This window comes from Leifsonia sp. NPDC077715 (assembly GCF_040686855.1).
GTDB lineage: Bacteria > Actinomycetota > Actinomycetes > Actinomycetales > Microbacteriaceae > Leifsonia.
In genome coordinates, this window is the sequence record NZ_JBFBOG010000002.1 from 1,314,032 (window position 1) to 1,335,516 (window position 21,485).

The 21,485-nt window shown below is 70.5% G+C and carries 22 protein-coding genes; 12 read left to right on the plus strand and 10 right to left on the minus strand.

The genetic code is table 11. The annotated features are described in order from the left end of the window. The first annotated feature begins 105 nt into the window (after positions 1-105). Together AB0P25_RS13395 and AB0P25_RS13400 are read left to right on the plus strand one after the other, a co-directional pair. Positions 106-1,947, plus strand: coding sequence for a glycoside hydrolase family 15 protein (locus AB0P25_RS13395; protein ID WP_363807949.1), 1,842 nt, complete (start codon positions 106-108; stop codon positions 1,945-1,947). Beyond that, positions 1,947-2,495 (plus strand): hypothetical protein, encoded by a 549-nt coding sequence (locus AB0P25_RS13400; protein WP_363807950.1) that lies wholly within the window; start codon positions 1,947-1,949, stop codon positions 2,493-2,495. The genes AB0P25_RS13395 and AB0P25_RS13400 overlap by 1 nt, the downstream gene beginning before the upstream one ends. A gap of 1 nt (position 2,496) precedes the next feature. On the opposite strand, the gene AB0P25_RS13405 is transcribed toward AB0P25_RS13400, so the two are convergent. Next, on the minus strand, positions 2,497-2,961 hold the full coding sequence (locus AB0P25_RS13405) for a DUF2000 domain-containing protein (protein WP_363807952.1): 465 nt from the start codon (positions 2,959-2,961) through the stop codon (positions 2,497-2,499). 103 nt (positions 2,962-3,064) lie between these two features. On the opposite strand from AB0P25_RS13405, the gene AB0P25_RS13410 reads away from it, so the two are divergent. From AB0P25_RS13410 to AB0P25_RS13425, 4 genes are all read left to right on the plus strand, one after another. Further along, positions 3,065-3,520, plus strand: a complete 456-nt coding sequence (locus AB0P25_RS13410) for an Lrp/AsnC family transcriptional regulator (protein WP_363807953.1) — start codon at positions 3,065-3,067, stop codon at positions 3,518-3,520. A 54-nt stretch (positions 3,521-3,574) separates the two neighbouring features. Further along, a complete protein-coding gene (locus AB0P25_RS13415; protein ID WP_363807954.1) occupies positions 3,575-4,393 on the plus strand; it encodes an aldo/keto reductase in 819 nt (272 codons plus the stop codon). 99 nt (positions 4,394-4,492) lie between these two features. After that, positions 4,493-7,039, plus strand: coding sequence for an ATP-dependent Clp protease ATP-binding subunit (locus tag AB0P25_RS13420; RefSeq protein WP_363807955.1), 2,547 nt, complete (start codon positions 4,493-4,495; stop codon positions 7,037-7,039). 134 nt (positions 7,040-7,173) lie between these two features. Then, positions 7,174-9,669, plus strand: coding sequence for a transglycosylase domain-containing protein (locus AB0P25_RS13425; protein WP_363807957.1), 2,496 nt, complete (start codon positions 7,174-7,176; stop codon positions 9,667-9,669). A gap of 13 nt (positions 9,670-9,682) precedes the next feature. On the opposite strand, the gene AB0P25_RS13430 is transcribed toward AB0P25_RS13425, so the two are convergent. Together AB0P25_RS13430 and AB0P25_RS13435 are read right to left on the minus strand one after the other, a co-directional pair. Beyond that, positions 9,683-10,570, minus strand: a complete 888-nt coding sequence (locus AB0P25_RS13430) for a 3-methyladenine DNA glycosylase (RefSeq protein WP_363807959.1) — start codon at positions 10,568-10,570, stop codon at positions 9,683-9,685. After that, positions 10,567-11,175, minus strand: coding sequence for a cyanamide hydratase (locus AB0P25_RS13435; protein ID WP_363807961.1), 609 nt, complete (start codon positions 11,173-11,175; stop codon positions 10,567-10,569). The genes AB0P25_RS13430 and AB0P25_RS13435 overlap by 4 nt, the downstream gene beginning before the upstream one ends. Positions 11,176-11,276: 101 nt before the next feature. Between AB0P25_RS13435 and AB0P25_RS13440 the strand changes: the two genes are divergently transcribed. After that, a complete protein-coding gene (locus AB0P25_RS13440; protein WP_363807963.1) occupies positions 11,277-12,068 on the plus strand; it encodes a hypothetical protein in 792 nt (263 codons plus the stop codon). Positions 12,069-12,119: 51 nt separating this feature from the next. Here AB0P25_RS13440 and AB0P25_RS13445 read toward each other — a convergent pair whose 3' ends face one another. Both AB0P25_RS13445 and AB0P25_RS13450 read right to left on the minus strand, forming a co-directional pair. Continuing rightward, complete coding sequence (locus tag AB0P25_RS13445; RefSeq protein WP_363807964.1) at positions 12,120-13,151, minus strand: zinc-dependent alcohol dehydrogenase family protein; 1,032 nt, start codon at positions 13,149-13,151, stop codon at positions 12,120-12,122. Continuing rightward, positions 13,148-13,618 carry a (deoxy)nucleoside triphosphate pyrophosphohydrolase gene (locus tag AB0P25_RS13450; protein ID WP_363807966.1) on the minus strand — a complete coding sequence of 157 codons (471 nt, stop codon included), beginning with the start codon at positions 13,616-13,618 and terminating at the stop codon, positions 13,148-13,150. Before AB0P25_RS13450 ends, AB0P25_RS13445 begins: the two co-directional genes overlap by 4 nt. A gap of 136 nt (positions 13,619-13,754) precedes the next feature. Between AB0P25_RS13450 and AB0P25_RS13455 the strand changes: the two genes are divergently transcribed. Then, complete coding sequence (locus AB0P25_RS13455) at positions 13,755-14,447, plus strand: DUF1345 domain-containing protein (RefSeq protein ID WP_363807967.1); 693 nt, start codon at positions 13,755-13,757, stop codon at positions 14,445-14,447. Positions 14,448-14,453: 6 nt separating this feature from the next. Here the strand turns inward: AB0P25_RS13455 and AB0P25_RS13460 are convergent, their stop codons facing one another. Then, the gene (locus AB0P25_RS13460) at positions 14,454-14,753 is read right to left on the minus strand and encodes a DUF1905 domain-containing protein (protein ID WP_363807969.1); all 300 of its coding nucleotides are present in this window, start codon (positions 14,751-14,753) and stop codon (positions 14,454-14,456) included. A gap of 62 nt (positions 14,754-14,815) precedes the next feature. On the opposite strand from AB0P25_RS13460, the gene AB0P25_RS13465 reads away from it, so the two are divergent. Together AB0P25_RS13465 and AB0P25_RS13470 are read left to right on the plus strand one after the other, a co-directional pair. Then, the gene (locus AB0P25_RS13465; protein WP_363807970.1) at positions 14,816-15,202 is read left to right on the plus strand and encodes a hypothetical protein; all 387 of its coding nucleotides are present in this window, start codon (positions 14,816-14,818) and stop codon (positions 15,200-15,202) included. A 67-nt stretch (positions 15,203-15,269) separates the two neighbouring features. Next, complete coding sequence (locus tag AB0P25_RS13470) at positions 15,270-15,896, plus strand: hypothetical protein (RefSeq protein WP_363807971.1); 627 nt, start codon at positions 15,270-15,272, stop codon at positions 15,894-15,896. Position 15,897: 1 nt separating this feature from the next. Here the strand turns inward: AB0P25_RS13470 and AB0P25_RS13475 are convergent, their stop codons facing one another. The 3 genes from AB0P25_RS13475 to AB0P25_RS13485 form a co-directional block, all read right to left on the minus strand. Next, entirely contained in the window at positions 15,898-17,352 is a 1,455-nt protein-coding gene (locus AB0P25_RS13475) for a lipase maturation factor family protein (RefSeq protein WP_363807973.1), read from the minus strand. Between the two features lie 65 nt (positions 17,353-17,417). After that, positions 17,418-17,960 (minus strand): cysteine hydrolase family protein, encoded by a 543-nt coding sequence (locus tag AB0P25_RS13480; protein WP_363807974.1) that lies wholly within the window; start codon positions 17,958-17,960, stop codon positions 17,418-17,420. Further along, on the minus strand, positions 17,957-18,634 hold the full coding sequence (locus AB0P25_RS13485; RefSeq protein ID WP_363807976.1) for an endonuclease/exonuclease/phosphatase family protein: 678 nt from the start codon (positions 18,632-18,634) through the stop codon (positions 17,957-17,959). The genes AB0P25_RS13480 and AB0P25_RS13485 overlap by 4 nt, the downstream gene beginning before the upstream one ends. Positions 18,635-18,789: 155 nt before the next feature. Here AB0P25_RS13485 and ligD point away from each other — a divergent pair, with 155 nt between their 5' ends. Further along, entirely contained in the window at positions 18,790-19,809 is a 1,020-nt protein-coding gene (gene ligD, locus AB0P25_RS13490) for a non-homologous end-joining DNA ligase (RefSeq protein WP_363807977.1), read from the plus strand. Positions 19,810-19,812: 3 nt separating this feature from the next. Here the strand turns inward: ligD and AB0P25_RS13495 are convergent, their stop codons facing one another. After that, on the minus strand, positions 19,813-20,883 hold the full coding sequence (locus AB0P25_RS13495) for an ATP-dependent DNA ligase (RefSeq protein ID WP_363807979.1): 1,071 nt from the start codon (positions 20,881-20,883) through the stop codon (positions 19,813-19,815). Between the two features lie 79 nt (positions 20,884-20,962). Between AB0P25_RS13495 and AB0P25_RS13500 the strand changes: the two genes are divergently transcribed. Next, entirely contained in the window at positions 20,963-21,403 is a 441-nt protein-coding gene (locus tag AB0P25_RS13500) for an SIP domain-containing protein (protein ID WP_363807980.1), read from the plus strand. The last annotated feature ends 82 nt before the right edge of the window (positions 21,404-21,485 follow it).

A 21,485-nucleotide genomic window follows, 5' to 3' on the forward strand; every position in this document is an offset into this window, starting at 1 on the left:
CAACAGCGGATTCTGCGCACGGGTCTGCCTTCCCGCGGTGCCGATGTCGGCGTTAGCATGCGCGCGAACCGGTCGCCGGGGGAGCACGGGTCGGAGAGGGCGGACATGGCTGCGCAAGCGCGGGACGACGGAGGCTTTCCGGACATCGACCAGCACGGCATGATCGGCGACCTGCAGACCGTCGCTCTGGTCTCCACCGAGGGCACCATCGACTGGTTCTGCGCGCCGCGGTTCGACTCGCCCTCGATCTTCGCCTCGCTGCTCGACCGCGAGAAGGGCGGCTACTTCCGCATCCACGCGCTCGGTGACGGGATGCGGGTGAAGCAGATGTACTTCCCGCAGACGGCGATCCTCATCACGCGGTTCATGTCGGACAGCGGCGTCGGCGAGGTGATCGACTTCATGCCGATCGCGGACGAGCCCACCGTCGCGACCACGAATCGCACGATCGTCCGCGGGATCCGTGTCGTCCGGGGCGAGCTGACCTTCCGGGTGCAGTGCCGCCCGCGGTTCGACTACGGGCGGCGCACGCACACGGCGTCGGCCGTCGACACCGGCGTCCGCTTCGACGCCGAGGGGATGAGCGCCGAGCTCCACGGTGTCACCGCCGACGCGATCGTCGACGGCGATGTCGACACCACGCTCACGTTCTCGGACGGCAAGCTCCACATCATCGCCTTCGAGACCGAGCCGGACGCCGACGCCCGGAAGATCGGCCGGGGGCGCGGCCAGCGGCTGTTCCGCGAGACCGCGGCCTTCTGGCGCGAGTGGCTGTCGCGGGGCACCTACACGGGCCGCTGGCGCGAGTCGGTGGAGCGCTCCGCCATGGTGCTCAAGCTGCTGCAGTACGCGCCGAGCGGCGCGCTGGTCGCGGCCCCCACCGCCGCGCTGCCCGAGCAGCTGGGCGGGGTGCGCAACTGGGACTACCGCTACACGTGGGTGCGCGACGCCTCGTTCAGCGTCTACGCCCTGCTCTCGCTCGGCTACGCCCAGGAGGCCCTGTCGTTCATGCTCTGGCTGGGGGACCGGGTCGCCGAGCAGGTGGGCGACGGATCCGGGCCGCTCAAGATCATGTACCGCATCGACGGCTCGTCCGACCTGGAGGAGCTCGACCTCGACGACTTCGAGGGCTACGCCGGATCGCGACCGGTGCACGTGGGGAACGGCGCGGCCGATCAGCTCCAGCTCGACATCTATGGCGAGGCGATGCAGTCGCTGGCGGTCGGCGAGAGGCTGCGGCCGATCGGCAACCCGGGCTGGATGAAGCTGCGAGGGATCCTGGACTGGCTCGCCGACAACTGGGACCAGCCCGACGAGGGCGTCTGGGAGACCCGCGGCGGCCGCAAGGACTTCACCTACGGCCGGATCATGTGCTGGGTGGCCTTCGACCGCGGCATCCGGCTGGCGCGCGACCGAGGCCTCCCGGCGCCGCTCGACCGCTGGGAGGCCGAGCGCGATGCCATCTACGAGCAGGTGTTCACGAAGTGCTGGAACCCGCAGCGCAAGGCGTTCACCCAGTACCCCGGCACGGACGTGGTGGACGCGATCACCCTGCTGATGCCGAAGGTCGGGATGATCGCGCCCCGCGACCCGATGTGGCTGTCGACCCTCGACGCGATCACCGAGGAGCTGGTGACCGACAGCCTGGTGTACCGCTACAACCCCGCCGCCTCGCCCGACGGTCTGCCGGGCGAGGAGGGGACGTTCTCGCTCTGCTCCTTCTTCTACGTGATGGCCCTCACCGACGCCGGCAAGCTCGAGGAGGCGCAGTACGCGTTCGAGAAGATGCTCACCTACGGCAACCACGTCGGCCTCTACGCCGAGGAGATCGACCCCTCGGGGCTCCAGCTCGGCAACTTCCCCCAGGCGTTCACGCATCTTGCGCTGATCCAGGCGGCTAGCGAGCTGGACGCGGCGCTCGAGGCGCGGGCGGCGGCCCGGCACTGATGGACCTGAATGAGCCGGACGCCCGCACGTCCGGGGACCCCGGCGCACTCCACCGCGGGATCTGGCGGCACTGGGGGACCCCCGCCGCCATCTACGGCACGATCGTGTACGCGAGCGTTGTGGCCGCCGCCTCCGGAGCCGACGACGACCGGGAGTCCGCCGTCCGGCTCCTCGTGCTCAGCCTGGTCAGCATCGTCGTGTTCTGGCTCGCGCACGTCTACTCGACGGCGCTCGGGTTCCAGGGAGACGAGCAGCGGGCCGGTGACCGGATCCGCGACTCCATCCGCCACGCGCTCGGCGAATCGGGAGGCATGCTGGAGGCCGCGATCGTGCCGAGCGTCCCGCTGCTCCTCGCCGGGCTGGGCGTGCTGGAGCCGGACGTCGGCGTCGCACTCTCGCTGTGGCTCACCGTTCTGATGCTGGCGCTGCTCGGATTCTCGGTCTTCCGGCTGCGCGGGCGACCGATCATGGTGTGCCTGCTCGGCGCGGTGGTGACCGCGTCGTTCGGCATCGTGGTCATCCTGCTCAAGAGCGCCCTGCAGCACTGAGTCAGAGCAGAGCGAGCCGCCCGACGATCCGGTCGACCCGGTTGCGCGGGCCGACGACGCTGATCGCGTAGTACGGGAGGTCGCCTGAGGGGGCTTCTGCGACCGTCTGAAGGTACTCGTCGTAGACGCGGGTGAGCTGGGCGGCGGCCGGCATGTCCGCGACGAACACGCCCTCGGCGACCTGCGCTTTCGACCGGATGCCGCCCAACTGCTCGGGGGAGGCGCGCAGCACCGAGACGCCGGCCCACGGGAGACCGGGGTGGATGCTGTCCTCCGCATCCACCGCATCCGGCCCGAGCAGGCCCGGGACGCGGGTGGCGGTCGCGGCCGCGGTGCAGATCGCGGCGTTCGCGGCGATGCCGGCGGGCAGCGACTCGTCGACGACCACCACCCACTTGAGGCGGGCCTGCCGGGTGGGCGCTCCGGTGTCGATCTCCTCGGGCAGGAAGCCCACGATGTCGTGCATTCGTCATCCTCTCGTTCGGCGTCGTGGAGGAGAATCTACCGAGAACACGGGATGCATGCTGAGGATTCGAATTTCATTCGATCCGACCGCTATTCTGGCGGCCATGGACGAATTAGATCGGGCGATCCTGCGTGAACTCCAGGCGGATGCGCGGCGCAGCAATCGCGACATCGCCGCGGCTGTGGGCGTCTCGCCGAGCACCGCGCTGGAGCGCACGCGGGCGCTGCGCCGGCGAGGGATCATCCGCGGCGCGACGCTCGACGTCGACCTCTCCGCGATCGGCCGGCCCGTCCAAGCGCTCATCGCGGTGCGCATCCGGCCGCCGTCGCGTCCGGTGATCGAGGGGTTCCGGGATTGGGTCGCGTCCCTTCCCGAGACGCTGGGCGTGTTCGTCACCAGCGGCAACGAGGACTTCATCGTCCACGTCGCGGTCGCCGACAACGAGAGCCTGTACGCGTTCGTCATCGACCGACTGACGCAGCGGCGCGAGATCGCCGACGTGCGGACCTCGGTCGTCTACGAGCACCTGCGTAACGGAGCGCCCCAGCCGCTGGACTGACCGTCGGGCGGGTCTACGATGTGGCGCACCGCATCCTTCTGAAGGGAACCCCGCATGCCTGCTCTGACCGACACCTTCACGCTCTCCAACGGCGTCGCCATCCCCAAGATCGGGTTCGGCACCTGGCAGATCCCGGACGGGAACGAGACCTACGACTCGGTCCGCACCGCCCTCGACGCCGGCTACCGCCACATCGACACGGCACGCGCGTACGGCAACGAGGCGAGCGTCGGGCGCGCGGTGCGCGACAGCGGCATCGCCCGCGAGGACATCTTCATCACCACGAAGTGCCCCGCCGAGGTGAAGGACGCGGACGGCGCCCGCCACGCGTTCCAGCGCTCCACCGAGCTGCTGGACCTCGGCCCGATCGACCTCTACCTCATCCACGCGCCGTGGCCGTGGAACGCGATCGGCACCGACCACCGCGCCGGCAACATCGAGGTCTGGAAGGTGTTCGAGGAGCTGTACGAGCAGGGTCTCACCCGGGCGATCGGCGTCAGCAACTTCGAGGTCGCCGACCTGGAGTCGCTGGTCGACGCCACCGAGGTCGTGCCGCACGCCAACCAGATCCGCTGGTTCGTGGGCAACACGCAGCCGGAGACGACGGCGTGGTCGAAGGAGCACGACATCCTCGTCGAGGGCTACTCGCCGCTCGCCACCGGCCGTCTGCTCGACAACGAGGAGATCGCGGAGATCGCGCAGAAGTACGGCAAGTCGGTCGCTCAGGTCAGCATCCGCTACCTGTTGCAGAAGGACATCCTGCCGCTGCCGAAGTCGACCACCCCCGAGCGCATCCGCGAGAACGCCGACGTCGATTTCGAGCTGTCGCCCGAGGACGTGGCCGCTCTCGACGCGCTCGACGCGGGGGAGTAGGCGCTCCGGAGTGGAGTTCTCAGCACCCCGGGAATAACCTCCCCCCTCCTGCGTTGAACTTGAGTGCACAAGGCTCAACTTTCAGAAACAGGAGAACACGTGCCTGAGAACTTCACTCCCGACGGTGACGGCGCCAACTCGTTCGACGAGTTCCTCGCCCGTTACCTCGCGGGCGAGCGTGCGCGCAACGGACGCTCTATCGACATCAGCCGCTTCCTCAGCCGGCGCACCCAGGAGATCCTGGCGGAGGCCGGACGGTTCGCGCTGCAGCACGGCCACAGCGAGCTCGACGCCCTGCACGTGCTGCGCGTGATGGCCGAGCAGGAGCCGGCCGCGGACGCCATGCGCCGCATCGGCGTCGACCCCTCGCGGGTCGCGCAGGCCGCCGAGTCGCGCCTTCCCGCGTCCGGCGACGTCATCCGCGCCGACGGCGCCTCCATCACCGGTGCGCTGCAGCGTGCGCTGTTCCACGCGTACCAGGTGGCGCAGGCCTCCGGCTCGACCTACATCGACCCCGAGCACGTCTTCTTCGCGCTCGTCATCGGCCGCGACGCCCCTGCGGGCCGCGTCCTGCAGTCCGCGGGCGTGACCCCGGAGGCGCTGACCGAGTCGATGCAGGAGAGCACGACCGTGGGCGCCGGCCAGCCCGGCGACCCGGCCGCGGAGGGCACCGCTTCCGAGACCCCCATGCTCGACCAGTTCGGCACCGACCTGACCGCGCTCGCGCGCGACGGCAAGCTGGACCCGGTCATCGGCCGCCTCGACGAGATCGAGCAGACGGTCGAGATCCTGTCCCGCCGCACCAAGAACAATCCGGTGCTGGTCGGCGAGGCGGGCGTCGGCAAGACTGCGATCGTGGAGGGCCTGGCCCGCGCGATCGTGGACGGCACCGTGCCCGAGCAGTTGCAGGACAAGAAGGTCGTCTCGCTCGACCTCGCGGGGATGGTCGCAGGGACCCGGTACCGCGGCGACTTCGAAGAGCGGCTCACCAACCTCATGGACGAGATCAGCGCCGGCAAGGACGAGCTGATCGTGTTCATCGACGAGCTGCACACCGTGGTCGGCGCCGGAGGGTCCGGCGAGTCCGGCGGCATGGACGCCGGCAACATCCTCAAGCCGCGCCTTGCCCGCGGCGACCTGCACCTGGTCGGCGCGACGACGCTCAAGGAGTACCGCCGCATCGAGAAGGACCCGGCGCTGGAGCGCCGCTTCCAGCCGGTGACGGTCGGCGAGCCCTCGATCGAGGACGCCGTGCTCATCCTGGACGGCCTGCGCGCCGCCTACGAGGAGCACCACGGCGTGCGCTACACCGAGGACGCGATCCGCGCCGCGGTGGAGCTGTCCGACCGCTACGTCTCCGACCGCTTCCTGCCGGACAAGGCCATCGACCTGATCGACCAGGCCGGCGCCCGCCTGCGCCTGTCGCTCGGCAAGCGCGTGGACACGTCCGCCCTCATGGAGCGCCTGGCCACCCTGGAGTCCGAGAAGAACTCCGCGGTCGCCGCTGAGCACTACGAGGAGGCGTCGCGCCTGCGGGACGAGATCGAGGATGTGCAGTGTCAGCTGGACGCCCTCGCCTCGGCCCCGCGCGTGGAGGCCGTCGTCGGCGAGCCGGAGATCGCGGCCATCGTGTCGCGGGCGACCGGCATCCCCGTGTCGCGTGTCGGCGAGGCCGACCGTGAGCGCCTGGCGCGCCTCGAGTCCGAGCTGCACGAGCGTGTGGTCGGCCAGGACGACGCGGTCGTTGCGGTCGCGAAGGCCGTCCGCCGCAACCGGACCGGTCTCGGTGACGAGCGCCGACCGGTCGGCAGCTTCCTCTTCCTCGGCCCGACCGGTGTCGGCAAGACCGAGCTGGCGAAGTCGCTCGCATCGTCGCTGTTCGGTGACGAGAAGGCGATGCTGCGGTTCGACATGAGCGAGTTCGGCGAGCGCCACACCGTCGCCCGTCTGGTCGGCGCCCCTCCCGGGTACGTCGGCTACGACGAGGCCGGTCAGCTGACCGAGCGCGTGCGCCGCAACCCGTACTCGGTGGTGCTGTTCGACGAGATCGAGAAGGCGCACCCGGACGTGTTCAACCTGCTGCTGCAGGTGCTCGACGACGGGCGCCTGACCGACGGCCAGGGTCGCACGGTCGACTTCCGCAACACGGTGGTCATCATGACCTCGAACCTCGGTTCGGAGTTCCTGGCCTCCCGCAGCGGTGCGCTCGGCTTCGTGCCGGCCGGCTCGGACGGCTTCGCCTCGGAGAAGGACATCCGCGACCGCGTGATGGGCAAGCTCCGCGAGGCCATGCGTCCCGAGTTCCTGAACCGCATCGACGAGATCGTGCTGTTCCGGAAGCTCGACCCGGAGCAGCTGCGCGACATCGTCCGCCTGCTGCTGAACGCGACCGCGAACCGCCTGGCCGCCCGCGAGATCGCCTTCGAGGCGACGAACGCGGCGATCGCCTGGATCGCGGAGGCCGGCTACGAGCCCGAGTACGGCGCCCGCCCGCTCCGCCGCGTCATCCAGCGCGAGGTCGACGACCGCATCGCCGAGCTGATGGTGTCCGCCGAGCTGGAGGAGGGCGGCCGCGTGATCGTGGACGCCGCCGACCGCGAGCTCCGCGTGACCGCGGAGTCGGTCGCCCTGCAGTTCGCGGCGTAACCCACCGCACCACGAAGGCGCCGGTCCTGTTCGCAGGGCCGGCGCCTTCCGCATGTACGCATCCTGAACATCTCCAAACCCGTACACACGCAACCCCCTGGAGTCGCCCAGACTCTCCTGGTTGGTTGGAAGGGATGTCCGCACCCGATCGCCCCCTGCCCTCCCGTCTCGCCGCCCTCGACGAGCGGCTGGAGCCCGTCAAGCGCTTCGAGTTCACGCCCGCCCGTACCCGCGGCGGCCAGATCGCGCAGTTCCTCGGCCTCGCCCTCGTCGCCGCCGTGCTCAGCTCGATCTTCGTGCTGCCCGCGTTCGTCGGGCTCGGCGCGACCGCCGCGGCCGGCGCCAGCGACTTCAACGCGCTGCCGTCGAATCTGAACATCCAGCAGTTCGCCCAGAACTCGACCGTGTTCGCCAAGCAGGGCGGTCAGGATGTGCCGATCGCGACGTTCTTCGCGCAGAACCGGCAGGACGTCGCGTGGGAGCAGATCGCGCAGACGATGAAGGACGCGACCGTCTCGGCCGAGGATCCGCGGTTCTACTCTGAGGGCGCCGTCGACATCTGGGGCACCCTCCGCGGCGCCGTCTCGACCGTCGCAGGCGGCGACGTCCAGGGAGGCTCGTCGATCACGCAGCAGTACGTGAAGAACGTCGAGGTCGAGAAGTGCGAGGCGCTGACCAGTCAGAAGAAGATCGAGGCCTGCTACACCGACGCGGCCGGCGTGACCCTGCAGCGCAAGGTGCAGGAGATGCGCTACGCGGTGCAGGTCGAGAAGAACTACTCCAAGAAGGAGATCCTGACCGGCTACCTGAACGTGGTCGGCTTCGGCGGACAGGTCTACGGCGTGCAGGCCGCGGCCCAGTACTACTTCAACACGACCGCCGCGAAGCTCGACCTCGCGCAGGCGGCCACGCTCGCGGCCATCCTGAACAACCCCGCGAACCTCCGCATCGACCAGCCGGACAACAAGGACAACGGCAAGGCGAACGGTTACAAGCTCACCAAGGAGCGGCGCGACTACGTGCTCGACCGCATGTACATCACGCACACGATCACGAAGCAGCAGCGGGACGCTGCCAAGGCGACCCCGATCACGCCGACGATCACGCCGACGACCCAGGGATGCGCGGGAGCGCAGCAGTTCAACGCCGCGTTCTTCTGCGACTACGTCCGCGACGTCATCCTCACCGACCCGGCGTACGGGAAGACGGCGGACGAGCGCTTCCAGACCCTCAACCGCGGCGGCCTCAAGATCTACACGACGCTGAACCTCGACCTGCAGCAGGTGGCGCAGGCGTCGCTGAACAACTACATCCCCGCATCGCGTCCGGGCATCGACCTCGGAGCGTCCAACGTCGCGATGGAGCTGGGGACGGGACGCATCGTGACGATGGTGCAGAACCGCGCCTTCAACAACACGGACACGCCCATCGACGGCACGACGGCGGTGAACTACAACACCGACGAGGACTACGGCGGGTCGCAGGGCTTCCAGACCGGCTCGACGTTCAAGGCGTTCGACCTGGCGGCGTGGCTGGAGTCGGGCCACAGCCTCTACGAGACGGTCAACGCCTCGCAGCACACGTTCCCGACCTCCGACTTCACGAACACCTGTGCCAACATCGACGGTCCGGACTGGCACGTCACCAACGACGAGGGATCGGCGAGCCGGCTCTCGGTGATGTCGGCGACCGCCGAGTCGGTCAACACCGCCTTCGCCCAGATGGGCACGAAGACCGACCTCTGCGCGATCCTCAACGCCGCGAAGGCGCTGGGAGTGCACCCCGCGTCGAAGAGCAACCCGCTGACCTCCACGCCGTCGATGATCCTCGGCACGAACTACATCTCGCCGCTCACCATGGCGACCGCCTACGCGGGCATCGCCAACAACGGCACGGTCTGCACGCCGGTCGCGATCGACCGCGTCGTCAATGCGGACGGCACCGACCACGCGGTCAGCAAGACGACGTGCACGCAGGGGCTCAAGCCCGATATCGCGGCGGGCGTCGCCTACGCGCTGCAGGGTGTCATGAAGGGCGGCGGAACGGCCGTGAGCGCCAACCCGTACGACGACATCCCCATCATGGCGAAGACCGGAACGACGGACGACTCGCTCGAGAACTGGCTGATCACATCCACCACCAAGGTCGCGACCGCGACGTGGGTCGGCAACGTCTCGGGCGACACCCCGCTGCGGTCCCTGTACTTCAACGGCGTCGGCGGCGGGAACGTGAAGTTCTCGATCGCGAAGCCGATCCTGAAGGCGCTGAACGCGCTCTACGGCGGCACCGACTTCACCGAGCCGACGGATGCGGTGCTCTACGGCAGCGAGATCACGATGCCGGATGTGACGGGCAAGGCGCCCGATGTGGCGCAGAAGCTCCTGGACGGCCTCGGCCTCGACGTCACCGTCGACCCGACGCCGGTCGACAGCGACCAGCCGGCGGGCACGGTCGCGGCGAGCGACCCGGCGGCGGGCGCGACGCTGAGCGACGGGGAGTCGGTCACCCTGACGGTCAGCAACGGCAGCTCGGGAGGATCGTCCGGGCCGGGCAACGGGACGTCCGCGCCGACTCCGACGCCGACGCCGACTCCGACGAAGGGTGACGGCAAGGGGAAGGGCGGCGGCTGACCTCTCGCCGCACTCAGGCGGCGGCCGCCTCCGCGCCGAGCCACCCATCGAGGATGCGCGCCCGCAGCGCGTTCGACCGCTCGGCGAACCCGCGCTGGCGCCGGACGTACTCCGCCTTGCCCTCTGGCGTCTCGATCGCGACCGGCTCCGCGCCCCACGGCCGCATGTCGTAGGGCGAGGCCTGCATGTCGAGCAGCCGGATCTCGCGGGCGAGCTCGAATGCATCGAGCAGCACCTCCCCGGGCACCAGCGGGCCGAGCTTCATCGCCCACTTGTAGACGTCCATCCCGGCGTGCAGGCAGCCCGGCTGCTCCAGCTCCGGTTGTGTCTCGCGCGTGGGCGCGTACCGGTTGAGCGGCACGGCGTCCGGCGTGAAGAAGCGGAACGCGTCGATGTGCGTGCACCGAAGCTCGTGCGACTCGACCACCGCGTCGGTCGCGTCCTGCCCGAGGCGCAGCGGAACGGGGTGACGATGCTCGTCCTGCCGGTACACCATCGCCCACTCGTGCAGGCCGAAGCACCCGAACCGGCCGGGACGCGCGGCGGTCGACCGCAGGATGCGCTCGACCGTGCGCAGCATCGGCGCCTTCTCGCGCTCCATTCCGTCGCGGTCGACGGTCAGCGAGCCGGGCGTACTGCCGGGGACGTACCAGCGCCAGGAGGCGCGCGGTTCGCCCGCTGCGTCGGCGAGCTCGACCCCGGGTCCCGGATGCCAGCGACGTAGCTGGGCCGGGGAGTACGAGTAGTAGGTGAACAGGAAGTCCCACACCGGGTGCTTCTCGCCGCGCGCGGCCCGGGCGCGATGGTCCGCGGTCAGCGCGTCGACGCGCTCGGCGTGAGCGCGCTCGCGGGCGCGCCAGCTGTCCGCGGGCAGCAGCACGGTGTCGGGGGCGACGGTCACCCTTCGAGGATACGTTCCAGCGGGTTGTCGCGGAGCTTGCGCTGCACGCCGCCGTCCACCAACCGCCGGGCGGAGGTGTCCGGCTTGCGCTCGGCCTGGTCGGCCACGCACGCGCCGAACTCGGCGGCGAGCTCCAACCGCGGGTACTCGGTCAGCACGTCGCGCTGGAACTCGACCGGGAGGACATCGGCGCGGGCGCCGGAGATGTCGAGCCCGGTGGCGATCTCGAGCAGGTGGCCCTCCACATCCATCGCCGGGTCGACCTCCGGCCAGTTGTGCCGCACGATCACCTCGTGCGCGCGGACGCGGCGCTCGGCCGGCCACCCGGCGCCCGCGGTCAGCGCGATGGCGACGTGCCCGGCGGCGTCCTCGTAGGCGAGGGTGGCGTTGTCGAACTCCGGCGTGATGCCGAGGTCGTGCAGCAGCGCAGAGACGTAGAGCAGTTCATGGTCGGGGGCGAACCCGCCGAGCGCGGCGAAACCCTCCGCCCACAACCACGACCGCTGCACGTGGTTCAGCAGGGAGGGGGTGTGGTAGGTCGTCGCGATCTGCACGGCGGCGCGGGCGGCGGCCGTGTCCGGGCGAGGGAAGTCGGCGATGCGCATCCCTTCATTCTGCCCGATGCGACCGAGCGTCATGATTCGCCGTCGAGCTCGTCTTCAAAGATGAACGAGCTCTTCTTACAACCGGAACGGCAGGAACCAGCATGGATCACATAGGCACGACGACCCGAGGGCCAGGCTGGCGGCGGCTCTCCCTCTGGCTGGCGATCGGTGTCCTGGTCGCGGCAGCGCTGCTCGGGTCGGTGTTCATCATCCTGGGCGATCAGGCGGAGATCGCGGGACGGGCGTGGCTGACACTGTTGATCGCCGCGGCGTTCGCCGGCACCGTCGTGCTCGACGCCGGGTTGGCTAACGGTCCTCACCGGTGGTACCTGCCCGTGTCGACCGGGGTCGACGCGGTCCTCGTCCTCGTCGGACTCCTCAAGACGTGGGGCGGCCTCTTGCAGCCGGAGGACGCGGCGAGCGGTGTCGTCTGGTCCATGCAGTTCTTCCGGTTCTTCTGGATCGTCGTCCTGGTCAGAGCTGCGTTGCTCGTCACCCAGACGTACGGCCTTCGGTTCGTCGCCCGGGCGACATCGCAAGCTACGAAGCTCTTCGCAGCCCTGGCGGTCGCATTCGTCTGGGCGATCGCCGTCCTGCTCGCTCTGCCGCCCACCCTGCCCGAACTGGAATGGCCCGATGTGTGGTGGCGTCTCGTGGGGGCGGCGACACTCGTGACGGCCGTTCTGTTCCTCATCCCGATCATCGTGTTCGCGTTCGAGCCGAAGCCGCCATCGCCGTCCGTCACGCTCGCCACCGGCACGCCCGTCGTGCCCGAGTTGTTCGTCGCCGAGCCGCCGTCGGCGCCCGAGGAGCCCGGATGGACTCCACCCATGGCTGAGGGGTTGTCTCCGGCGGCGCCCGGAGTGGAGTCGGCGGCCGGCCCTCAGACCTGAGGGCCGGCGGGGCCCACGCCGGAGCTGTTCGGGCCGGGCCGACGATGCGGGTCAGCCCACCGGGTGCAGCACGGCGATGCCCGTCGGCGGCGCCGTCTCGGCCGTCTCCAGCAGCCGCGCGGCCTCGTCGAAGCCGACCGTGCGGCCGAGGAGGTCCTGCGGGCGGAGGCGCCCCGAGGCGACCAGGGCCAGCATCTCCGGATAGTCGGCCGCGGCCATCCCGTGGCTGCCGAGCACGTCGAGCTCCCAGCCGATGACGCGGTCGAGCGGGAGGTCGGGCACCGCGGTCGCGAGCAGGCCGACCTGCACATGGCGGCCCTGGCGACGGAGCGAGCGGACGGACGCGGTCGCCGTCTCGGCCGAACCGACCGCGTCGACGCTCGCGTGCGCGCCGCCGCCGGTCGCATCCACCACAGCGGAGGCGGCGTCCGGCCCGGCCAGGACAGTGCGCTCGGCGCCCAGCCGCGTCGCCAGCTCCAGCGCGGCGGGGGAGCGGTCGACGGCCACGACGCGCGCGCCGAGAGCTTCCGCGATCATGACGGCGCTCAGCCCGACGCCACCGGCGCCGTAGACCGCGAGCCACTGCCCGGGCTGGATGCGCGCTCGCGCGGTCACCGCTCGGAACGCCGTCGCGAACCGGCAGCCGAGGGCGGCGGCGGCATCCGCCTCGAGACCGGTGGGCAGGCGGACGAGGTTGGTGTCGGCGGCCCGCACGGCGACGAGCTCTGCGTGCGAGCCCCAGTGCGTGAACCCGGGCTGCGTCTGCTGCGGGCACACCTGCGCCGCCCCGGCGCGGCACCACTCGCACGCGCCGCAGCCGTTGACGAAGGGCGCGGTGACACGGTCGCCGGGGCGCCAGCGGGTGACGCCCGCGCCGACCGCCTCCACCGTCCCGGCGAACTCGTGGCCCGGAACATGCGGGAGCGCCACGGTGTCGTCGTGCCCGGCCCAGGCGTGCCAGTCGCTGCGGCACAGGCCCGACGCCTCGACGCGGATGACGGCGCCGCCGTCGGGGACCGTGGGATCGGGGAGGTCGGCCGCCGTCACCGGTCCGCCGAAGCGCTCGTAGTACAGGGCCTTCACGTGTCCTCCTCGTCGTCGGCCGCCGAACCGCGGCGGACGCCCGTCTCGTCGCCTCCTGCGCCCGGGAGTGCGCCCGCGGCCAGCATCCTCACCACCGGCAGATCGGCCTCCGCCCAGCGCAGTTCCTCCAGCTCGGCCGGATCGACCCACCGCAGGTCGTCGTGGTCCGTGCTGGTGACCGGCGCAGCGCCGTCGAGTCGGCAGTCGTAGCAGGCGAGGTCGATCGCCCGGCCGTCGGGACGCACCGTCACCGTGCGGTCGAGCAGCGCGCCGACCCGGATGCCGACGCCCAACTCCTCGCCGATCTCGCGCGCGAGCGCCGCCTCCGGAGCCTCGCCGGCCTCCACCTTGCCGCCCGGGAACTCCCACCGTCCGGCAGCATCCTTGCCCGGCGCGCGCCGGCAGGCGAGCACGCGGCCGCCGTCGTCGGAGCGGATGACCGCGGCGACGACGAGAAGGGGCTGCATCCCTCCATCCTGCCCTGCGGTCCGTCTCGTCGGAGAACACCCTCCGAATCTCCGACGGAAAGCGGTGCGGCAGGAGATTCCGACGGATCACGGCCGAAACTCCGACAGAGACGGCGCGACCCCCTAGCATCCAGGTATGTCGCAGAGCGCGCCCGCACGTCGCCCGATGGTGGTCGTGGGATTCGTCGCGAGCCTGCTCGCCCAGCTGGCGATGATCGCGGTGGGGCTGTGGCTGGTCGTCTTCGCGGAGGACGACGTGGTCACGACGCTGCTCCTGCTCGGCCTGTGGTGCTCGATCGGGACGGTCTACCTCGTCGTCACGCTCATCGTCCTCGGCCGGCTCTCGAAGGTCGTGGCACCGCCCGCCGGCCGCCCGGCCCGCTGGGAGACGGGCCGTGGAGCGCGGGTGGTCTCCATGACGGCGACCATCCTCGCCAGCCTCATCGGGCTGGGCGCGGCCATCCAGGTGCTCGGTCCGCGCAACGACCCCGAGATCGGCTCGTTCACCGACGTCGTCGGCGTCTGGTCGATGCTGCTGGCCTGGGGATTCCTGCACTGGGGCTTCTCGCAGATCTACTACCAGCGCTACTACAGCAGGCCGACGCCGATGCTGCGCTTCCCGCATCCCGCCGACCAGCCGCCGACGGACCCGCGGTTCGTCGACTTCGTGTACTTCGCCTTCACCCTGGGCACGACGTTCGCCGCCTCTGACGTGGAGGTGCTCAGCACGCGCCTGCGCTGGACGGTCGTGTGGCACTCGGTGCTGAGCTTCTTCTTCAACGGCCTCATCATCGTGCTCGCGCTGAACACGATCACCGGGAGCAGGTAGCGCGCGCTACAGCAGGGTCTCCACGCCGATCCTGACCCGGTCGCCCAACTCGACGCCCTCCGCCTTGCGGACCGCGCTCTTGATCGGCACGACGTACGTGCCGTCCGACTCCGGGAAGATGGACGTCGACCAGCGCGAGCCGCCGAGCGTCACCGACACCTTCACCGAGTCGAACCCGGCGGGTGGATGCGGCTGCAGGCGGATGTCTTCCGACACCTCCAGCGGCAGCCGCGCGAACACCCAGAGCTCCCGCCGGGACGCCCAGCGGAACAGCTCTGCCTCGAACTCGTAGCGGTAGCCGGCCATATCCGCCAAGCTACCGGAAGCGACCGACATCGGCGCGGCCGCGGAGAGCGGAGGAGAACGACATGAACCCACGACCCGGATCGGTCACCTTCGTGGCCGTCCTCACCTACATCAACGGCATCCTGAACATCATCGGGGGCATCCTCGTGCTGTTCACGCGCGATCGGATGGCGGCGGGGAACGGCGGCGCGCTGGCGGGGATCACGACGGGGGCCATCCTGTCGATCCTGCTCGGCATCATCGTCGTGATCGTGGCCCGCGGACTGCTGCGGGGGAGCTCCGGCGCGCGGGCGGTCGTCACGATCGTCATGATCATCGACATCCTCAACGGCCTGCTCATGCTGTTCACCGGGCAGGTCGCGAGCGGCATCATCCAGATCCTCTGGTCGCTGCTCATTATCGTCCTGCTCTACACGCGCCGCGCGAACGAGTTCTTCGCCAACCGCTGATCCGTCGGCGGTTTCGGCCAGAATGGACGGGGGCGCGAGAGTTGCGCCTCCTGTTCCGAGGAGTTCCATGCGCTGGCCGAAGTGGTTCCGCAGGAGCGTCGAGAAGACGACGCGAACGCGTCCGTTCGACGAAGACGCGCTGCCCGAGCCGGTCGCCCCCACCCTCGAGCAGTCAGTCGAAGAAGGCATGCTCCTCGCGGAATACGCCACCCGCATGTCGGTGAAGAACCACATCGTGGTCGACACCATCCAGTACGGCAACTCGTACGATCCGGCGCTGCACGCGATGGAGGCGGCCGCCATGCTGCGGGAGCTCGCGTCCGAGCAGGGGATCGCGGCAGGCCGCATCGAGGAGGAGCTGGAGGCGGCGGAGAATCTGGGCGGCGACGCCGAGCATCCCCACGACTACCGCAAGGTGGATGTGGACAACCTCCGGCTGCGGCGGGATGCGGCGATCGAACTGGCGCGCCAGCTGCGGGCGAAGGCCGACTCCGACGACGAGCTGACGGCGCTGGTCGAGCGCGGCCGGAAGGACGCGTGGGACGAGGTCGGCCGCGCGATCGAGGCGGGGCTGGACGCGTTCTCCGGCGCCGAGGCGCTGAAGGCCGACTACGAACGGGAGAAGCCGGCGCGGCTCAAACTGCTCATCTGGCGCGACCTCGCCCGGCTGGAGGACGAGCGCACCGGCTACTGACTCAGTGCCCGCGGAGGCTGATCGGCGGCACGAGGTCGCCGACCTCCGACCGCACCCACACGTCGCCCGTCTCGCGCTTCTCGGCGTGCGTCGTGAAGCGGTAGAGGAACATCCTGGCGCGGACCGCGCGCGGCGCTTCTCCGTCGAACGGGTCGTGCCGGAGGAGCTTCAGCGTCGGCCTGTCGGCCTCCAGCAACCGCAGCAGGAACACCTCGAACCAGGGGGAGTCTCGCGAGCCGAGCGCCAGGAACCACATCAGCCAGTCCAGCCGCAGATGGTACGGCGCGAACTGTCGCGGAACCCGGTGCGGATCGCCCGGCTTGCCCTTGAAGCCGTACTCGCGCCAGACGGCCTCGGGGTCGTACGGGTCGTCGGCCGTGCCCTCCACCACCACCTCGTAGCGCTCCCGCGTGACACTGCCGAACGCTCCGTAGGCGTTCACCAGGTGCCAGCGGTTGAAGCTCGCGTTCATCAGCTGGCGGCGGGCGAACAGGTTGCGCAGCGGGGCCCAGCTCAGGACGACGAGGAACACGGTCACCGCGACCGCGACCACCGCGTACCAGAGCGGCACCGTGTCCGCGCCGATGCCGCCGACCGCCGCCCCGCCGAGCAGCCACGACCACACGCCGTCGCTGATGCCCGCGAACGCCAGCACGATCGTGATCCAGTTCAGCCAGGCGAAGTTGCCGGTCAGCACGAGCCACAGCTGGGTGAGGATCATGACGGCGGCCGCGACGCTCGCCACCGGCTGCGGCGCGAACAGGAACCACGGCACGATCAGCTGCGCGAAGTGGTTGCCCAGCACCTCCACCCGGTGCCACCACTTCGGCAGCAGGTGCGCCGTCCGGCTCAACGGGTTCGGCATCGGCTGCGTCTCGTGGTGGTAGTACAGCGCCGTCAGGTCGCGCCACACGCGGTCGCCGCGCATCTTGATCATCCCCGCGCCGAACTCCAGCCGGAACACCAGCCATCGGAGGAAGAACACGATCGTGATCGGCGGGGCCGTGTCCCAGGCGCCGAGGAACGCCACGACGAACCCCGCCTCGCACAGCAGGCTCTCCCAGCCGAAGCCGTAGAAGGTCTGCCCGATGTTCACGATCGAGAGGTAGAGGAACCAGACGATCAGGAAGACGAGGACGAACACGGAGGTCGGGGCGAGCTGCACGACCCCCGCGACGATGAGGGCGGACAGCACCGCGCCCGTCCACGCGACCGCACGCAGCAGCCGGTCGGAATAGCGCCACCGGAAGAGGGTCGGCTGCCTCTGCCCGTACGGATGCCGCAGGAAGCGGCGCGCGGGCAGCAGCCCGTGGTCGCCGAGCAGCGCCGGGAACTGGTTGACCGCCGACACGAACGCGATGAGGTAGATCGCCGCGACACCTCGCTCCAGGATCTCGCGGGCGATCGTGTAGTCGTCGCCGGCCAGCCACCCGGTCAGCCACGCGGGGAACTCCATCCACACCACCTCGCCGTCGGATGTGGATCACCGTACGCCGGGGGTGGAGTCGGCGCGAGGGCGCGTCAGAGCACGACGGACGTCGCGGGCTCGGCCGCGAACAGCTGCCCCGGATACCGGAGCCCGGCGAAGTACCGGTTGGTGTGCGCGACGATCTGCTGCCCGCCGATCGCGACGCCGTCCCACTCCGTGTCGGTCGTGGTGTGGGCGTCCGACACCAGGGTGACGTCGAAGCCGCGGACCGCCGCGCTCTGCGCCGTCGTGCGGATGCAGTAGTCGGTCTGAGCGCCGGCGATGACCAGGCGGCCGACGTCCAGGCTTTCCAGCACCTCGTCGAGGTCGGTGTCGGCGAACGCGTCGCGGTAGTGCTTCAGGATGCGCGGCTCGCCGTCGGCCGGGACCAGCTCGTCGGCGAGGTCGAACGCGGGCGTGCCCTCCTCCATCCCATCCTCCTCGTGCTGAACCCAGACGACCGGGGTGCCGGCCGCGCGGGCGCGGTCGACGAGGGCCGCGGTGCGCTCCAGGACGCCGGGGACGTCGACGCACCCGGGCAGCACGCCCTTCTGCAGGTCGATCACGAGCAGGGCGGAGGGGACGCCGTCGCTCACGCCGCGAGCTCCGCATCCAGGCGGATCGCCCGGTGGTCGGACGCCCCGGCCGGCAGCACATCCACGTGCTCGATCTCGAACCCGGTGGAGGTGACGAAGTCGAAGTAGCCCGAGAAGAACTTGTAGCGCAGGTAGGTGGGCTCGGTCGTCCGCTTCAGTGTGTAACCGGACGTCGTCAGGTGACGCTCGAGGCCTCGGATGAACCACGGGTAGTTGAAGTCGCCGACCATGACCGCGGGGGTGTCGGGCGAGAGGGACCGCATCCCGGCGTGCGCGGCGGCGATCTGCTCGCGGCGCAGCGAGTTGAGGGCGGTGAGCGGCGCGGCGTGGAACGAGCCGACGAGGACGTCCTCGCCGCTGTCGCGGTCCCTCAGGTGCACGGCGAGCAGGCGCTCGTTGGCGGGCGCGAGGACCCGGTCGTGCAGTGACTTCTTCACCGCGAACACCTGGGAGTGGAGGATTTCGTAGCGGTCGTCGCGCACGTACACCGCGAGTCCCAGCCGGTTGGCGCGCGTGGTGTCGGCGAGCGCCAGGTGGTGGAGGCGGGGCGGAAGCGCCTCGCTGTCGCACTCCTGCAGGCAGAGCACGTCGACGTCGTAGTCCTGCGCGATGTCCTGCAGCTCGCCGCTGGCGGCGTGCTTACGGAGGTTGTAGCTCACGATCCTCAGGGTCATGCACCTCTTCTCGAGACCTCGTCGGCGCGGGCGGCACGGATGCGTGCCCGCTTAGCCATTCTGTCCCACGCGCGCCGACGCTCAAGCGGCCCCGCGGTATCCCACTGCGAATTCACATCGCGGTCCCCGGCGGTTGGGGCGGTACGGTGGGTGCCATGGCAGGTGACGCGGTCGTCCTCACGGTTCCCGGTCCCCACGGCGATCGGGAGGTGCGCATCTCGAGTCCCGGCCGGGTGATCTTCCCCGAGGTCGGGATCACCAAGCTCGACCTCGCGAACTACCTCGTCGAGGTGGGCGACGCCTTCGTCCGCGCCAACGGCGACCGGCCGGTGTCGCTCCAGCGCTTCCCGGAGGGGATCGACGGCGAGCAGTTCTTCTCGAAGAACCCGCCGCGCGGCACGCCGGACTACGTCCGCTCGGTGCCGGTGGTCTATCCGAGCGCCCGATCGCACCCGCAGCTCGTCATCGACGAGCCGGCCGCGGCGGTGTGGGCCGCCCAGATGAACACGGTCGTCTTCCACCCGTGGCCGTCGCGCGCCGAGGACTCCGACAACCCGGACCAGCTGCGCATCGACCTCGACCCGCAGCCGGGCACCGGGTTCGCGGACGCGGTGCCCGCGGCGATCGAGCTGCGCACGGTGCTGCAGGAGGCGGGACTCACCGCGTTCATCAAGACGTCGGGCAACCGCGGACTCCACGTGTTCGCGCCGATCGTCCCGGAGCGGGAGTTCCTGGATGTGCGGCACGCCGTCATCGCCGCGGCCCGCGAGCTGGAGCGGCGGATGCCTGAGAAGGTGACCACCGCGTGGTGGAAGGAGGAGCGCGGGGAGCGCATCTTCGTCGATTTCAACCAGGCGAACCGCGACCGCACGATGGCAGGCGCGTACAGCCCGCGGGCGCTCCCGCACGCCTCCGTCTCGGCCCCGATCACCTGGGACGAGCTGGAGCATGTCTCGCCCGAGCAGTTCACCGTGCTGACGATGCCGGAGCGGCTGCGCACGCTCGGCGACCCGTGGGAGTCGTTCGGCGAGTCGCCCGGGCGCATCGACGAACTCCTCGGCTGGTGGGAGCGCGACCTCTCGAACGGGCTCGGCGAGCTGCCGTTCCCGCCGGACTACCCGAAGATGCCGGGCGAGCCGCCGCGTGTGCAGCCGAGCCGGGCGAAGAAGGCCTAAGGCTCAGGTCAGCACGTCTCCGAGGTCGTAGGCGATCGGACGGTCCAGCTGCTCGAAGGTGCACGACCGCGCCTCGCGGTCCGGCCGCCAGCGCTCTAACTGCGCGGTGTGCCGGAACCGCATCCCCTCCATCTGGTCGTACCGCACCTCCAGCACGCGCTCGGGGCGCAGCCGCACGAACGACACGTCCTTGCTGCCGGAGAACCGGCTGCGGTCGGTCTCGCCGGTGACCGCCTCGCCGTTCTCGTCGCGCTCGACGAGGGGGGCCAGCTCGTCGATCAGCGCCAGCCGCTTGGCGTCGGTGAACGCCGAGACGCCGCCGACGTTGAGCAGCCGTCCGCTGTCGTCGTACAGGCCGACGAGCAGCGAGCCGACACCGCGGCCACTGGTGTGGATGCGGTAGCCGAGCGCGACGACGTCCGCGGTGCGATGGTGCTTGATCTTCAGCATCGTGCGCTTGTTCGGGGCGTAGGCGCCGGCGAACGGCTTGGCGACCACGCCATCAAGGCCGGCGCCCTCGAACTCCTCCAGCCAGCGCTGCGCGGTCTCCTGGTCGGTCGTCGTCCGGGTCAGCTGGATCGGCGCGGGCAGGTCGCCGGCGAACTCCTCCAGCGCCGCGCGGCGCTCGGCGAACGGCCGGTCGACGTACGACTCGTCGCCGATCGCGAGCAGATCGAACGCGACGAAGGTGGCCGGGGTCTGCTCGGCCAGCATGTTCACGCGGCTTGCGGCGGGATGGATGCGCTGCGACAGCGCCTCCCAGTCCAGCCGCTGCTTCCCGGGCTCGCCGGTCGGGACCACGATCTCGCCGTCGAGCACGCACGGTCCCGGCAGGATACGACGGAACGCGTCCACCAGCTCCGGGAAGTAGCGCGTCAGCATCTTGGAGCCCCGGCTGCCGATCTGGACGTCGCCGATCGTGCCGTCTCCGGCGTCCTCGGCGTAGACGATCGCGCGGAACCCGTCCCACTTCGGCTCGTAGCTCAGGCCCCCGGCGACGCTGTCGGGCGCGGGCACGGCGGGAACCGCCTTCGCGAGCATCGGGGCGATGGGGGAGGAGGCGGAGGGCTGCATGCTCCGATCATGCCGCGAACCCCCGACCTCCGGAAGGGATGCGGAGGTTAGGTGAGCCTCACCTATAGTGGAAGGCGAGATGTACCGTCCCGACCACGCCACCCACACCGCCTCGACCGCGCACGCGGACGACCGCGTCCAATTCCTCGTCGTCGGCGACGAGACGTCGTTGGCGCAGTTGGAGGCGGAGCTCGCGCTGCTGCCGCTGTGCGCCCGTGGGCGGGTGTTCGTCGAGGTTGCCGACGCGTCCCAGATCGTCCCGCTGGCGACCCCGATGCGGATGACCGTCACCTGGCTGTCGCGCTCGCAGCGCACCGGACGCCCGGGCAGCGGGGAGCGGTGCGCCGCGGGCGAGGCCGGCGCCCGCGCCGTGCGCGCCTGGTGCGACGAGATGCTGTGCGACGGCCCGGGAGAGACCCGCGCGATCGTGACCGGCGCGTTCACGCTGGTCGCCGAGGTGCGCGACCACCTCCTCGACGCCGTCGGCATGGCCCCCGCCGCCGTTGGCGCCGGCCGCTGACCGCCGCCTCCGCCCCCGCCCGCCGCTGACCGCCGCCTCCGGCCGGCCGGCCGTGCGCCCATCCATGGGCCGCAACACGCCG

Excerpts from the sequence above, each read along its gene's own strand:
- AB0P25_RS13465 (WP_363807970.1), top strand. The coding sequence starts at position 14,816 with ATGAACCCACGACCCGGATCGGTCACCTTCGTGGCCGTCCTCACCTAC.
- ligD (WP_363807977.1), top strand. The coding sequence starts at position 18,790 with ATGGCAGGTGACGCGGTCGTCCTCACGGTTCCCGGTCCCCACGGCGAT.
- AB0P25_RS13440 (WP_363807963.1), top strand. The coding sequence starts at position 11,277 with ATGGATCACATAGGCACGACGACCCGAGGGCCAGGCTGGCGGCGGCTC.
- AB0P25_RS13405 (WP_363807952.1), bottom strand. The coding sequence starts at position 2,961 with ATGCACGACATCGTGGGCTTCCTGCCCGAGGAGATCGACACCGGAGCG.
- AB0P25_RS13425 (WP_363807957.1), top strand. The coding sequence starts at position 7,174 with ATGTCCGCACCCGATCGCCCCCTGCCCTCCCGTCTCGCCGCCCTCGAC.
- AB0P25_RS13415 (WP_363807954.1), top strand. The coding sequence starts at position 3,575 with ATGCCTGCTCTGACCGACACCTTCACGCTCTCCAACGGCGTCGCCATC.
- AB0P25_RS13470 (WP_363807971.1), top strand. The coding sequence starts at position 15,270 with ATGCGCTGGCCGAAGTGGTTCCGCAGGAGCGTCGAGAAGACGACGCGA.
- AB0P25_RS13435 (WP_363807961.1), bottom strand. The coding sequence starts at position 11,175 with ATGCGCATCGCCGACTTCCCTCGCCCGGACACGGCCGCCGCCCGCGCC.
- AB0P25_RS13495 (WP_363807979.1), bottom strand. The coding sequence starts at position 20,883 with ATGCAGCCCTCCGCCTCCTCCCCCATCGCCCCGATGCTCGCGAAGGCG.
- AB0P25_RS13395 (WP_363807949.1), top strand. The coding sequence starts at position 106 with ATGGCTGCGCAAGCGCGGGACGACGGAGGCTTTCCGGACATCGACCAG.
- AB0P25_RS13500 (WP_363807980.1), top strand. The coding sequence starts at position 20,963 with ATGTACCGTCCCGACCACGCCACCCACACCGCCTCGACCGCGCACGCG.
- AB0P25_RS13450 (WP_363807966.1), bottom strand. The coding sequence starts at position 13,618 with ATGCAGCCCCTTCTCGTCGTCGCCGCGGTCATCCGCTCCGACGACGGC.
- AB0P25_RS13475 (WP_363807973.1), bottom strand. The coding sequence starts at position 17,352 with ATGGAGTTCCCCGCGTGGCTGACCGGGTGGCTGGCCGGCGACGACTAC.
- AB0P25_RS13485 (WP_363807976.1), bottom strand. The coding sequence starts at position 18,634 with ATGACCCTGAGGATCGTGAGCTACAACCTCCGTAAGCACGCCGCCAGC.
- AB0P25_RS13400 (WP_363807950.1), top strand. The coding sequence starts at position 1,947 with ATGGACCTGAATGAGCCGGACGCCCGCACGTCCGGGGACCCCGGCGCA.
- AB0P25_RS13460 (WP_363807969.1), bottom strand. The coding sequence starts at position 14,753 with ATGGCCGGCTACCGCTACGAGTTCGAGGCAGAGCTGTTCCGCTGGGCG.
- AB0P25_RS13410 (WP_363807953.1), top strand. The coding sequence starts at position 3,065 with ATGGACGAATTAGATCGGGCGATCCTGCGTGAACTCCAGGCGGATGCG.
- AB0P25_RS13455 (WP_363807967.1), top strand. The coding sequence starts at position 13,755 with ATGTCGCAGAGCGCGCCCGCACGTCGCCCGATGGTGGTCGTGGGATTC.